This is a genomic window from Luteimonas saliphila (assembly GCF_016774335.1).
In the GTDB taxonomy this organism is placed as follows: domain Bacteria; phylum Pseudomonadota; class Gammaproteobacteria; order Xanthomonadales; family Xanthomonadaceae; genus Luteimonas; species Luteimonas saliphila.
This window is the reverse complement of the sequence record NZ_JAETWA010000045.1, coordinates 348,766-361,591: the sequence shown is the minus strand read 5'-3', so window position 1 is coordinate 361,591 and position 12,826 is coordinate 348,766. Positions and strand designations below refer to the sequence as shown.

Here is a 12,826-nt window from a genome sequence, read left to right as displayed (position 1 = left end):
ATCTCGACCGCAGGGAGAGATCTACTCCGCCTCCGGGATTTCTCCCTCCGGTCGAAATGACAGCAGGGGGCCCGACGGCGTGCCCGCTCTCCCGGGCGGCGGCGCAAACGGTTTCCCCGCGCCGCAGCCCATGCGTCCAGACCCCGATCGCGTTGCGCAGCGAACCCATGCGTTCGACCGCAGGAAGAGATTCGCCCCGCCCCCTGTCATCTCGACCGTAGGGAGAGATCTGCTCCGCCCCCCTGTCATCTCGACCGCAGGGAGAGATCCGCTCCGCTTCCGGGATTTCTCCCTCCGGTCGAAATGACAGCGGAGGGCCCGACGGCGTGCCCGCTCTCCCGGCCCGGCAGCGGCGCGGACGGATTCCCCGCGCCGCACCGCAGGCGTTCAGAACCCGATCGCGTAGCGCAGGGAACCCGTGCGTTCGTCGCCGCGCGGACCGAAACGCTGGTCGAGGCCGAGCGAGACGGACGCGCCCCGGCCCAGCGGGGCGTCCAGGCCGACGCCGAACAGTCCGCCCGACTTCGCGGCATCGGCCAGCGGCAGCGGCGACCAGCTGTCGATGTCGACGAAGCTCGCATCGACCTCGAACCCGGCTGCCGACAGCGTCTGCTGCCATTCGGAGTACGCGTGCAGGCGCGCACCACGCCAGTCGAACGCGCCGCGCACGCCCGCGGTCGCCTGCGTGCGCCGCAGCGTGGCCGCCCGCGCCTGCAAGGCGAACCCGCTGCCCCACTCGGCGAAGCCGTCGTTCTGGACGCGCACGTGGTCCGCGCCGAGGTACGGGGTGAGCCGCCAAGCCCCCAGCCGCAGGTGCCGCCCGGCTTCGGCACCGACGCTGGCGTAGCCACCGGAATACGCGCCGAACACGCCCGCACGCGCATCCGCGCCGGCGAACAGCCAGCGTTCGATATCGCGGTCGAAGCGACCGAACCCCGCGTGCGTCGCGACATAGCCGTCCGCGGACAGCCGGCCGAGGTAGAGGCTCGCCTGCGTCTGCCGGTCGCGGCTGCGGTCGCGGTTGCCGCCCACCCGGTCGTCGGCGCGGGTTTCGCCGAACGCGAAGCCGGCCACCAGGCCGTTGCCCAGCGACTGGTCCCGGCCCATCAGCCAGCCGTCGGGCTGGAAGCCGCCGCCGGCCAGGCCGACGCCGCCCCCCTGGCCGAGCGACCGCGTCCACGCCCCGGCGTACTCCGTGCCCGGCTGCAGTTCGCCCAGGCGCGAGGACAGCGCACGACGCCCCATGTCGACGGCATCGAAGGTGAGCGTGGTCGCGAGCGAATGCGATTCTCCGGACAGGCTGTCGAGGGCGGCGATGGCGGTGGCTTCGTCGCCGATGGCCTGGAAGTCGCCGGCCACGCGCAGGAATGCATCGCCTGGCGCGGCGTGTCCTCCGGCGACCGCTCGATCGAGTTGGTCGAAGGCGTTTTCCAGCCGTTGCGCGGCCGACAGGCTCGAGGCGCCAACGCCCCTGAACGCCTTGGCCGCAGCCGCGACGTCGAGCCTCGCGATATCAAGCCACGCGGCGAACTCGTCGTACCGCAGCATGGCCTCGAGGAACAGGGAATCGGTCCAGGTCATCGTGTCGAAGCGGCCTTCGAGGCCGAGGGTCGTGGAGAGCACCGGTTCGCGATCGCTGGAGGTATAGCCGTCCCTGATTCCGCGGACGTGGAGCGTGCCACCGTCGATCGATGCCGTCAGCGCGCCCAGGGACTGGCCGATGTCCAGGGCAAGGACTGCGTCGGCCGTCTGGCTGTAGTGGCCGCCGACATCGGACATCGCCAACCCCGCGCCCGAACCCTCCCGGCCCAGCAGGACCACCTCGCCGCCGTTGTGCAGGTCTCCGTCGACGGCGATGCCGATTCCGTAGCTGGCGTTGCGACTGACCGTCACGTCGCCATGCACGTAGAAATACGAATGGAGGCCGCCTTCCTCCACCCGGATTCCACCTGCATTGCCCGCCGATCCGTTCAACACCAGCGTGCCGCTGCCGCGCTTGACGAGGGCGCCCTCACCCGCCAGCGCGTTGCCCCAGTTCGAGGAGATGCCGTCGAAGTCGGCGACGAGATCGCCCCAGTCGAGTCGCGACGGCCCCAGGACCGCCCGCCCGATGTCCAGGCGACCGTAACCGAACACCGGATCCACACCCGCTTCGCCGATATCCGTCGCCGTCCCCAGCAGCGTCTGCCGCACCAGGTCGTTGTCGAAGTACGGAAACGCCTCCCACACCAGCGCGGCGGCGCCGGAGACGATCGGCGCGGCGAACGACGTGCCCCGCCAGCGCCAGTACTCCGGTTCGTCCGGCGCGTCGTCGGTGCCGGTCACGATCACCGTGCCCGGTGCGGCGAGGCAGTAGTGCATCGCCACGCCGCAGGCGTTGGAGTAGTCCGCCAGGCGCGTCGGATCGCTTTCGGACAACGCGGCCACGGCGAGCCAGCCGCGCTCCAGGTCGGCGGCCGGCCGGGTGCCGCCGGTGCCGGGCTGGCTCGGCAGCGCCGACATGTCGGAGGGGTCGTCGAAGCCGGCGTTGCCGGCGGAAAACACCACCAGGCCGCCGTGGTCGACGATGAAGGGGCGGTACTCGGCGGCAATCGGTGCGGTCGCGGCCGGGTTGGTCCAGTACAGGCCGCCCCAGGAGTTGTTCATGATGCGGACGTCGCGGTCGATCAGGTGCTGGTGGATCGGAGCGAGCCCGAGCGCGCCGTCGACCTCGTTGCCCTCGCCGCTGCCGTCGTCCTCGGGCGGCTCGTCGCTGATGATGCGCGCCGAGACGATCTCCGCACCCGGCGCGATGCCGCCCGGCCACTGCCCGAACCGCTGGCCGGCGATGATCTGCGCGACCGCGGTGCCGTGGCCGAGGAAGTCGTCGACCGAGAGATCGTTGGTATTGGGATTGATGTAGGTCAGGTTGGCCACGACCTGCCCCGCCAGCGCCGGGTGGTTGCGGTTGACGCCGCTGTCGACGACGCCGATCCGGATCCCGTCGCCGCTCAGTCCCGCCTCGTGCGCGCTGCCCGCTCCGGTCCACGACAGGTGGTTGGAATAGGCGGGATTGGGCGGTTGGACCACGGTCGGCGGCGGATCCGGCGGCGGGGGTGGCGGTGGCGTGGGTGGCGGCGCGGCGGGGGGCGGATCCGGGCGCGTGGCCCCGCCGCCGCCGCAGGCCGACAGCAGGGCCGCCAGCAACAGCCCCGCACCCGTCATCCAGTTCGACGGCTTCCGCTCATGCATCGCCCTTTCCCCTTCGCATCCGTGTCCGGCGCCGTGCCGTGCGGCTTCTATAACGCCATTCGCACGGGTTCGCCAGCATGCCGCGGTTTGCCCCGGGGGAGCGGGCGGCGCGATAATCGCGATCCCCACATCCGGTCCGGAGTTCCCATGAACGACGTCGTCATCGTCGGTGCCAAGCGCACCGCCATCGGTTCCATGCTCGGCCAGTTCACGGGCGTGCCGACGCCGACGCTCGGCGCGGCGGCGATCCGCGGCGCGATCGAGCAGGCCGGCGTGTCCGGCGACGAGGTGTCGGAAGTGATCATGGGCTGCGTGCTGCCGGCCAATCTCGGCCAGGCGCCGGCGCGCCAGGCCTCGCTCGCCGCCGGCCTGCCGAAGGCGACCGGCTGCACCACCATCAACAAGGTCTGCGGCTCGGGCATGAAGGCGATCATGCTCGGGCACGACCTGATCAGGGCCGGTTCGGCCAGCGTGGTCGTCGCCGGCGGCATGGAGTCGATGACCAATGCGCCGCACATGGTCAACGCCCGTCCGGGCCTGCGCTACGGCGAAGCGAAGCTGGTCGACCACATGGCCTGGGATGGCCTGACCAATCCCTACGACGGCCAGTCGATGGGCGTGTTCGCCGAGGCCACCGCCGACAAGTACGGCTTCACCCGCGAGGAACAGGACGCCTACACCATCGAGTCGGTCACGCGTGCGCAGGCGGCGATCGCCTCGGGTGCGTTCAAGGCCGAGATCGTCCCGGTCACGGTCGCCACCCGCAAGGGCGAGGTGGAGGTCGATACCGACGAGCAGCCGGGCAAGTCCGACATCGCCAAGATCCCGACCCTGCGCGGCGCGTTCCGCAAGGACGGCACGGTGACCGCCGCCAGCTCGTCGAGCATCTCCGACGGCGCCGCCGCGACCATCCTCACCAGCGCGGAGAACGCGTCCAGGCTCGGCCTGAAACCGATTGCACGCATCGTCGGCCACGCGACCTTTTCGCAGGAACCCGAGTGGTTCACGACCGCGCCGGTGAGCGCGATCCGCAACCTGCTCGACAAGGTCGGCTGGTCGGTCGAGGACGTCGACCTGTTCGAGGTCAACGAGGCGTTCTCGGTGGTGGCGATGGCGCCGATGCGCGAACTCGGCATCGCGCACGCGAAGATCAACGTCAACGGCGGCGCCACCGCGCTCGGCCACCCGATCGGCGCCAGCGGCGCGCGCCTGGTCGTGACCCTGCTGCACGCGTTGCAGGCGCGGGGCGGCAAGCGCGGGGTCGCTTCGCTGTGCATCGGCGGCGGCGAGGCCACCGCAATCGCCGTCGAGGTGGCGTGAAGGCGTCGACACCGTGCCTGGGTTAACGCGGTTTTGACAAAATCACCACACCTTCCCGCTTGACAGCGGTCAAGGGCTTGTCATCATGTTCGCGGCGCGCATTTTGCGCGTTGCCACCTTTCAGACGAGGAAGATCGATATGACCATCAACAAGGCACTGCTCGCGCTGGCGCTGGGCTTCGCCCTGGCCGCGTGCAGCAACCAGCAGCAGGCCGAGAACGCCGCTGCCGATGCGGCCGATTCCGCCGCCGATGCCGCGACCGAAGCCGCCGAAGCTGCGGGCACCGCGACCGAAGCGACCGCCCAGGCCGCTGCCGACGACGCCGCCGCTGCTGCTGATGCGGCTGCCGACGCCGCCGCCGACGCCGCCGCCGCGACCACGTCCGAAGCCGCCGATGCGGCTGCCGACATGGCCGAGAATGCGGAAGACGCTGCGAAGGACGCCGAAGACGCCGCCGAGGAAGCCAACCCGTAATTTGGGTTTGCCGACGCAATACAGGAAGCCGCCGGCCCCGCCGGCGGCTTTCCTTTTTTTGAACATCGCTGCCTGCACAATACCGGCGCGGCCACGGGGAGTTCCGGGGCCGGCGCCACGACACACCACCTTGCCCGTCATCTGCCTACCGGAGGCCCTCCCTTGAACACCAAACTCCTCGTCCTCGCCGCCGCCAGCGTGCTGGCTCTGGCCGCCTGCAAGAACACCGCCGAAGGCGCGAAGGAAGATGCCGCCGCCGCGGCCGCCGCCACCGAACAGGCTGCCGCCGATGCCGCCGCCGCGACCGAACAGGCGGCAGCCGATGCCGCTGCCGCCACCGAGCGGGCTGCCGACGAAGCCGCCGCCGCGACCGATGCCGCGATGGAGAACGCCGCCGACGCCTCCCGCGAAGCCGCCGCCGACGCCGCCGGTGCGGTCAAGGACGCCGCCGCGGAAGCCGAAGAAGAAGCCCGCAACTGATCCGGCTCCACAAGCGTTGACGAAAAGGCCCGCCTCGTGCGGGCCTTTTCGTTTTGCGCGGATCGCGCGCGGCGCGCCGCGGCGCACGCTCACGTATCCTCTGCCCTTTCCACGCTCGTCGATGCCCCGATGCCGGCCCTGAACTCGCAACTCGATCCCCGCTCCCAGGAATTCGTCGACAACGCCGGCTACCACCGCGCCCTGGTGGAGGAACTGGACCGGCGCCTGGCGCGCGCGGCCGACGGCGGCGGCGCGAAGGCGCACGAGCGCCATACCGAACGCGGCAAGCTGCCGGCGCGCGAGCGCATCACCGCCCTGCTCGACCCGGGTTCGCCGTTCCTCGAGATCGCCCCGCTCGCGGCCGAGGACATGTACGACGGCGCGGCGCCCGCGGCAGGCATGGTCTGCGGCATCGGCCGGGTGATGGGGCTCGAGGTGGTGGTGGTCGCCAACGACGCCACGGTCAAGGGCGGTACCTATTTTCCGATGACGGTGAAGAAGCACCTGCGCGCGCAGGAGATCGCGCGCGAGAACCGGCTGCCCTGCGTCTACCTGGTCGATTCGGGCGGCGCGTTCCTGCCGCTGCAGGACGAGGTGTTCCCGGACCGCGAACATTTCGGCCGCATCTTCTACAACCAGGCGCGACTGTCGGCGGAGAACATCCCGCAGATCGCGGTGGTGATGGGCAGCTGCACCGCAGGCGGCGCCTACGTGCCGGCGATGTGCGACGAGAGCGTGATCGTGAAGGAACAGGGCACGATCTTCCTCGGTGGCCCGCCGCTGGTGAAGGCGGCGACCGGCGAGGTGGTGGATGCCGAAGCGCTGGGCGGCGCGGAGGTGCACACCAGCATCTCCGGGGTCGCCGACCACTTCGCCGAGGACGATCGCCATGCGCTGGAAATCGCGCGCGGCATCGTCGGCCACCTCAACCGGCGCAAGGTGGTGCCGGTCGCGGCGCGCGAGGCGCGCGAGCCGCTGTATGCCGCGAGCGAGCTGTACGGCATCGTGCCGAAGGACACGCGGCGGCCGTTCGACATCCGCGAGGTGATCGCGCGCATCGTCGACGGCAGCGAGCTGGACGAGTTCAAGGCGCGCTACGGCAAGACCCTGGTGACCGGTTTCGCGCACCTGCACGGCTATCCGGTCGGCGTCATCGCCAACAACGGCATCCTGTTCGCCGAGAGCGCGCTCAAGGGCGCGCATTTCATCGAACTGTGCAACCAGCGCGGCATCCCGCTGGTGTTCCTGCAGAACATCACCGGCTTCATGGTCGGGCGCAAGTACGAGAACGCCGGCATCGCCAAGGACGGCGCGAAGATGGTCACGGCCGTTGCGTGCTCGAGCGTGCCCAAGTTCACCGTGGTGATCGGCGGCAGCTTCGGCGCCGGCAACTACGCGATGTGCGGCCGCGCCTACGGCGCGCGCTTCCTGTGGATGTGGCCCAACGCGCGGATCAGCGTGATGGGCGGCGAGCAGGCGGCGAGCGTGCTGGCGACGGTGCGCCGCGACGGCATCGAGGGCAAGGGCGGCCAGTGGAGCGCGGAGGACGAGGAGGCCTTCAAGGCGCCGATCCGCGAGCAGTACGAATCCCAGGGCAGCCCGTGGTACGCGACCGCGCGGTTGTGGGACGACGGCATCATCGATCCGGCCGATACCCGGCGCGTGCTGGGGCTCGGGATCTCCGCCTCGCTCAACGCGCCGATCGAGCCGGCGAAGTTCGGCGTCTTCCGCATGTGAGGCGCGTCGTCGCGGTGCCGCGGGACGGCTGGCGACAAGCCCGATGCGCTGGCATCGCGATGCTCCGGAACGGCTCGCAACAATCCCGATGTCATCCCGAGCGCAGCGAGGGATCCTGCTGCCGTGAGCAGATCCCTCGCTGCGCTCGGGATGACAGGGATGGTGTTCCCGTCCGCAGGCGCGCGGGGTTCTCGACCACGCCGCTGGGGGGCGTGGATCGCATTTGAGGCGCCAGCGTCGCGATCCCCCAGGATGGCCCACAGCAGTCCGGATGCACTGGTATCGCGATGCCGCGGGATGGCTCGCCACAAGCCCCATGCGCTGGTATCGCCATGCTCCGGGATGGCTCGCAACAAGCCCGATGCGCCGGCATCGCCATGCTCCGGAACGGCTCGCAACAATCCCGATGTCATCCCGAGCGCAGCGAGAGATCCTGCCGCCGTGAGCAGATCCCTCGCTGCGCTCGGGATGACAGGGATCGTGTTCCCGTCCGTAGGCGCGCGGGTCCTCGACCACGCCGCTGGGGGGCGTGGATCGCAGGAGATGCGCCAGCGTCGCGATCCCTCGGGGATGGCTACAACAATCCGGATGCACTGGTATCGCGTTGACGCGGGACGGCTCGCAGCAAGCCCGATGCGCCGGCATCGCCATGCTCCGGAACGACTCGCAACAATCCCGATGTCATCCCGAGCGCAGCGAGGGATCCCGCTGCCGTGGAGCAGATCCCTCGCTGCGCTCGGGATGACAGGGATCGTGTTCCGTCCGCCGGCGCGCGGCGTCGGCTTCGCGCACTTGGTCGGCCTCGGCCCGGTCGCCCGACGGCGTCCGGCATCTGCTAACGTCGCGGGCCGTCCCGAGCCGTCGACGATCCGATGTCGCTTCCCCGCCGCATCCTGTTCGCACTGATCGTCCTGTTCCTGGCGTCCTGCGATCGTGGCCGCGCCGATGCCGTCCCCGCCGCCGCGGTCGCGACCGAAACCCCTGCCGCACCGGTCGGCGCGGTCACCAGCGGCGCCTATCCCGACCTGTTCGCGGACGCGGGCTACGGCGCCGAGGAGATCCACGCCAAGGTCGCCGACGCGTTCGCGCAACTGTTCCATGGCGATCCGGAGGAGCAGGCGCTGTACTACGAGGTCGGCCGCAACGCGCACGGCCCGCTCGCCTACATCCTCGACGTCAACAACGACGACGTGCGCTCGGAGGGCATGTCCTACGGGATGATGATCGCGGTGCAACTGGACCGGAAGCGCGAGTTCGACGCGATCTGGAACTGGGCGATGAGCCACACGTATCGCGACGATCCCGCGCATCCCGCGCACGGCTACTTCGCCTGGTCGGTGAAGACCGACGGCACGCCGATCGACGAGATGCCCGCGCCCGACGGCGAGGAATACTTCATCACCGCGCTGTACTTCGCCTCGGCGCGCTGGGGCGACGGCGAAGGCCTCTACGACTACCGCGCGCAGGCCGACCGCCTGCTGCACGACGCGCTGCACCGGCAGCCGATCACCGGTCCGACCAATCGCGGCACGATGACCGCAACCAACCTGTTCGACCACGACGCCAAGATGGTGCGTTTCACGCCGGACGTGGTCAATGCGGCACGCACCGATGCGTCCTACCACCTGCCCGCGTTCTACGAGGTCTGGGCGCGCGTGGGGCCGGAAGCCGATCGCGCGTTCTGGCGCGATGCCGCGCGAGTCAGCCGCGACTACTTCGTGGCCGCCGCCCACCCGCGCACCGCGCTGACGCCCGACTACGGCAACTTCGACGGCACGCCGTGGGCGGCCTCGTGGCGGCCGGACTCGGCCGACTTCCGCTACGACGCCTGGCGCAGCGCGATGAACTGGTCGATGGACTGGTCGTGGTGGCGCGCCGATCCGCGCCAGGTGGAGCTGTCCAACCGCCTGCAGGCGTTCTTCGAAGCCCAGGGCATGGACGACTACGTCAGCCTCTACACGCTCGAGGGCAAACCGCTCGGCGGCGGCCAGACCACCGGCCTGGTAGCGATGAACGCCGTGGCCGGGCTCGCGGCCGACCATCCCCGACGGCTGGCCTTCGTGCGCGCGCTGTGGGAGCGGCCGGTGCCGACCGGCCACCATCGCTACTACGACGGCATGCTCTACCTGATGGCGCTGTTGCACGCCAGCGGCCGCTATCGCGCCTGGCTGCCGCCGGACGCGACGGGCTGATCCACCGCGTAAGGCCGCATTGAACAACACGCGCCAAGTCGTTGCCGGGGAACGGATTCGGTGAGCCGCGTCACAGTGTGAAGGTAGTGTGCACGTGCTAGGCTCCAAGGCTCATTCCCCCGTTAGGCCGGCGCGCGCCGGTCACTTCCTGCCCAGCCCCCGAGGAACCGCGACATGGCCATCTTCAGCCCGCAGAACAACGCCCCCGCCAAGAAGGACCAGCCGTCCTTCGCCTCCGACGCCCCGCCCGCGACCCCGCCTCGCGAGACGCCCGCCGTCGCCGACTTCAATCCGAGCCAGGTCGCGCCGCCCCGCCCCGCCGTGCAGGCCGATACCTCGGCCAAGGAATCGCTGATCGCCGCCGACCTGACCATCGAGGGCAAGATCGAGGGCAGCGGCCACGTCCGCATCGCCGGCAAGTTCAAGGGCGACGTCAACGTGCAGGGCAACCTGCGCATCGAAAACGGCGCCAAGCTCACCGGCGGGGTCAAGGCCAAGCAGGTGGTGGTGGCCGGCGAGCTCGACGGCAACATCGAATCCGCCGCGCGGGTCGAGCTGATGGATTCGGCGATCCTGACCGGCGACGTCAAGGCCGGCTCGCTGACCGTGGCCGCCGGCTCCAAGATCCGTGGCCATGTCGAATGCGGCTGGGATGCGTCCGAGACCGTGGCCCCGCGCAAGAACGGCAAGGCCGAGGCCACGGAGCTGCGCGAAGTCGCGTCCTGAGCGCGACGTGAGCACCCCGAAGCCGGGTACGGCAGGTGCCACGCGCACCTGCCCGCACTGCAAGACGACGATCCTCGAAAGCGCGAGCATCTGTCCCTCGTGCAAGCATTACCTACGCTTCGATGCCCCGCGCACGGGGCCCGGCGCGCCCCAGCCCAGCACCACCGCACTGCAGGTCGAGGGCATGATCCGGCATCCGTCCGAGGGCGGCGCCTGGGAATACTCGGTGCTGCTCACGGTACGCGACGACGAGGGCAACGAGCTCGCCCGGCACGTGGTCGGCGTCGGCGCGATGCTGGCGGGCGAGGAACGCACCTTCAACCTCTCGGTCCAGGTCACCCCGACCAGCGACATGCGCAAGCCCGGCAAGCGCGGCACGCGCCACTGAGCCGGGCTGCCCCTGTCCTGCCTGAAGGCACGGCGGCACGGGTCGAGTGCCGCCGGCTGGCGCCGAGCGCATCCCGAACGCTCGGCGGAAGACTGACGGAGCCAGCAGTCGCTCGTCCGACGACGAAGCCAACCGGCATCCGTACCGATCGACCCCGGTCCACGCCGGGATCGACGATGTCAGGAGGCCGCTTCCGCCCGGCGTCCCGACCGGCTGGCCAGCACGAACCCGATCGCCAGCACCAGGGCGATGACCGCCTGGGCCGCGAGGCCTTCGACCGTCGGCGAAATCCCCAGCCACGCCACCCGTGGCGCGCCGTCGATCCAGCTGACCGGCAGGGTTCCGGCCTCCTGCAGGGCCGAGACCGCCTTGCCGATCAGCACCACGGCCAATGCCGCGATCAGCAGCGCGCTGTAGCGGAAGAACCGGCCGATGGGCAGGGTGCGGCTGTAGCGCATCATCGCCCAGCCGATCGCCACCAGCACCAGCGACGCGACGACCGCGCCAGCGATCACGGCGCCCTGGTTGCCCTCGTTCCAGATCGCGGCGAAGAACAGGATCGTCTCGAAGACCTCGCGGTACACGACCACGAACACCAGCCCAAGCAGGAACAGTCCCGAGCCCATGCCGAGCGCGCGGCCGAGCCGGTCGCGCACATAGGCCTGCCAGGCCTCGGCGCGGCTCTTGCCGTGCATCCAGATGCCCACCCACACCAGCACGATCGCCGCGAGCAGCGAGCCGAAGCCTTCCGACAGTTCGCGACTGGCGCCGCTGATGGTGATGACCCAGGTGGCCAGCGCCCAGGTCAGCACGCCCGCACCCAGCGCCGATGCCCACCCGCCGTGGACCCAGGGCAGCATCTCGGTCCGCCCGGCCTTGCGCAGCAGCGCGATGATCGCCACCACGATCAGCAACGCCTCCAGGCCTTCGCGCAGCAGGATGGTGAACGCGGCGACGAATCCGGCGGCGGCAGAACTGCCCTGCCGCGCCAGTACCTGCTCGGCCTGGCCGAACAGGCCGTCCAGCGCGTCGACCTCGGCCTGCAGCGCGCCGGCCTCCGCGTTGGCGGCGATCCCCGAGCGCACGCGCGCCATCGCCGCCTCGATCTTCGCCATCAACGGCGTGTCGCGGGCCGCGAGCAGCGGCTCGACCGGCTCGAACCCGTCGAGATACGCGGACAGCGCCAGGTCCCTCGCCCGTTTCACGTCGCCCTCCCGGTAAGCGGCCATGGACTCGGCCAGCAGCCGGCGCGACGCGGCCAGCGATGAACCCGGCTCATGCGCCTGCGCCCCGCCCTGCACCGCATCCGGATGCCGCCGCAGGTAGGCCACGATCGCCGCGGCATCCTGCGCCGACCCCAGCTCCCTCGCCAGGTCCGCGGGCGTGGCGTTGATGTAGCGCTCGAAATCGAGGGTCGCCCGCAGCGCGGGGTCCCGCTCCAGCCGCTGCCGCCCGGCATCGGCAGCGGAGGCCGGGTACGCGATCGCCCCCACGTAGGTGGCCAGCGCCCAGCGGTCCTCGACCGGCAACCCGTTGTAGCTGACCATCGTGGTGCCTTCCAGGCCCTGGTCGATCACCTGGTAGAGCGCGAACACGCTGCGTTCGTCGGCCCGCGCGCGATCGGTGAAATCGATCGGCGGCGGGTCCATCCCCTGGCTCGCCGGACCGTCGCCGGCGCCGCCGGCGCCGTGGCAACTGGCGCACAGTTGCGCGTACAGGACCTCGCCGCGCGCATGTCGCGGCGCCTGCGCCGGCATCAGCGGGATCGGGTGCGCCTCCACCAGCAGGGCCGCCAGGGCGCGCGCGCGGGTCGCGACCTGGTCGGGCGGGGCCCTGGCCTCGATGGCCTGCTGCAGGGCCGCGGCCTCCTGCTGCAGCCGGCCTTCCGCGGGCGTGGCGGGAAGCGCGTCGATCGCCTCGGCCGCCGTGGCCGAGAATTCCAGCATCTCGTCGTACTCGAGCTTGTTGACGACTTCGCCGTCCGCCACGGCTTCACGATAGTCCACCGCGATGTAGTCGAGCAGCCGCCAGGTGGTGGCGACGGCGGCATCGGAGGCGAAGGCCGGCTGGAAAGCGTGGGCACAGGACAGGACGACGGCGAGCAGGGCCGCCAGCACGATTCGTGGGGACATGGATGCGCATGAGAATGTGTCTCATCCAGTTTAACGCACCCTGCGTGTCGTGCGCGCCTCCGGTCTCCGGACAGGAGCGCTGGGCGGGTCCGGCTGGCGGCATCCATGCGACATGCATGCCGCCGGGCCGGTACGAACCCGGCGT

The 12,826-nt window shown here is 70.6% G+C and carries 9 protein-coding genes; 7 read left to right on the top strand and 2 right to left on the bottom strand.

The annotated features are described in order from the left end of the window. Nucleotides 1-387 precede the first annotated feature (387 nt). A complete protein-coding gene (locus tag JMO03_RS16985) occupies nucleotides 388-3,231 on the bottom strand; it encodes an autotransporter serine protease (RefSeq protein ID WP_238346248.1) in 2,844 nt (947 codons plus the stop codon). Between the two features lie 147 nt (nucleotides 3,232-3,378). Between JMO03_RS16985 and JMO03_RS16980 the strand changes: the two genes are divergently transcribed. From JMO03_RS16980 to JMO03_RS16950, 7 genes are all read left to right on the top strand, one after another. Next, nucleotides 3,379-4,551: a thiolase family protein gene (locus JMO03_RS16980; protein WP_202844917.1), complete on the top strand. Its 1,173-nt coding sequence runs from the start codon at nucleotides 3,379-3,381 to the stop codon at nucleotides 4,549-4,551. A 139-nt stretch (nucleotides 4,552-4,690) separates the two neighbouring features. Next, nucleotides 4,691-5,026, top strand: coding sequence for a hypothetical protein (locus JMO03_RS16975; RefSeq protein ID WP_202844943.1), 336 nt, complete (start codon nucleotides 4,691-4,693; stop codon nucleotides 5,024-5,026). Nucleotides 5,027-5,188: 162 nt separating this feature from the next. Further along, nucleotides 5,189-5,506 (top strand): hypothetical protein, encoded by a 318-nt coding sequence (locus JMO03_RS16970; RefSeq protein ID WP_202844916.1) that lies wholly within the window; start codon nucleotides 5,189-5,191, stop codon nucleotides 5,504-5,506. Between the two features lie 129 nt (nucleotides 5,507-5,635). Further along, the gene (locus JMO03_RS16965) at nucleotides 5,636-7,243 is read left to right on the top strand and encodes a carboxyl transferase domain-containing protein (protein WP_202844915.1); all 1,608 of its coding nucleotides are present in this window, start codon (nucleotides 5,636-5,638) and stop codon (nucleotides 7,241-7,243) included. Nucleotides 7,244-8,115: 872 nt separating this feature from the next. Continuing rightward, nucleotides 8,116-9,435 (top strand): family 8 glycosyl hydrolase, encoded by a 1,320-nt coding sequence (locus JMO03_RS16960; protein WP_202844914.1) that lies wholly within the window; start codon nucleotides 8,116-8,118, stop codon nucleotides 9,433-9,435. 174 nt (nucleotides 9,436-9,609) lie between these two features. Continuing rightward, nucleotides 9,610-10,161 carry a bactofilin family protein gene (locus JMO03_RS16955; RefSeq protein ID WP_202844913.1) on the top strand — a complete coding sequence of 184 codons (552 nt, stop codon included), beginning with the start codon at nucleotides 9,610-9,612 and terminating at the stop codon, nucleotides 10,159-10,161. A gap of 7 nt (nucleotides 10,162-10,168) precedes the next feature. Continuing rightward, nucleotides 10,169-10,549, top strand: a complete 381-nt coding sequence (locus JMO03_RS16950; protein WP_202844912.1) for a hypothetical protein — start codon at nucleotides 10,169-10,171, stop codon at nucleotides 10,547-10,549. 179 nt (nucleotides 10,550-10,728) lie between these two features. Here the strand turns inward: JMO03_RS16950 and JMO03_RS16945 are convergent, their stop codons facing one another. Then, entirely contained in the window at nucleotides 10,729-12,681 is a 1,953-nt protein-coding gene (locus JMO03_RS16945; protein WP_202844911.1) for a cytochrome c/FTR1 family iron permease, read from the bottom strand. Nucleotides 12,682-12,826: the final 145 nt, after the last annotated feature.

Bases quoted from the DNA above. Each gene is read 5' to 3' on its own strand.
- JMO03_RS16985 (WP_238346248.1), bottom strand. From the start codon at position 3,231: ATGCATGAGCGGAAGCCGTCGAACTGGATGACGGGTGCGGGGCTGTTG.
- JMO03_RS16980 (WP_202844917.1), top strand. From the start codon at position 3,379: ATGAACGACGTCGTCATCGTCGGTGCCAAGCGCACCGCCATCGGTTCC.
- JMO03_RS16975 (WP_202844943.1), top strand. From the start codon at position 4,691: ATGACCATCAACAAGGCACTGCTCGCGCTGGCGCTGGGCTTCGCCCTG.
- JMO03_RS16965 (WP_202844915.1), top strand. From the start codon at position 5,636: ATGCCGGCCCTGAACTCGCAACTCGATCCCCGCTCCCAGGAATTCGTC.
- JMO03_RS16960 (WP_202844914.1), top strand. From the start codon at position 8,116: ATGTCGCTTCCCCGCCGCATCCTGTTCGCACTGATCGTCCTGTTCCTG.
- JMO03_RS16955 (WP_202844913.1), top strand. From the start codon at position 9,610: ATGGCCATCTTCAGCCCGCAGAACAACGCCCCCGCCAAGAAGGACCAG.
- JMO03_RS16945 (WP_202844911.1), bottom strand. From the start codon at position 12,681: ATGTCCCCACGAATCGTGCTGGCGGCCCTGCTCGCCGTCGTCCTGTCC.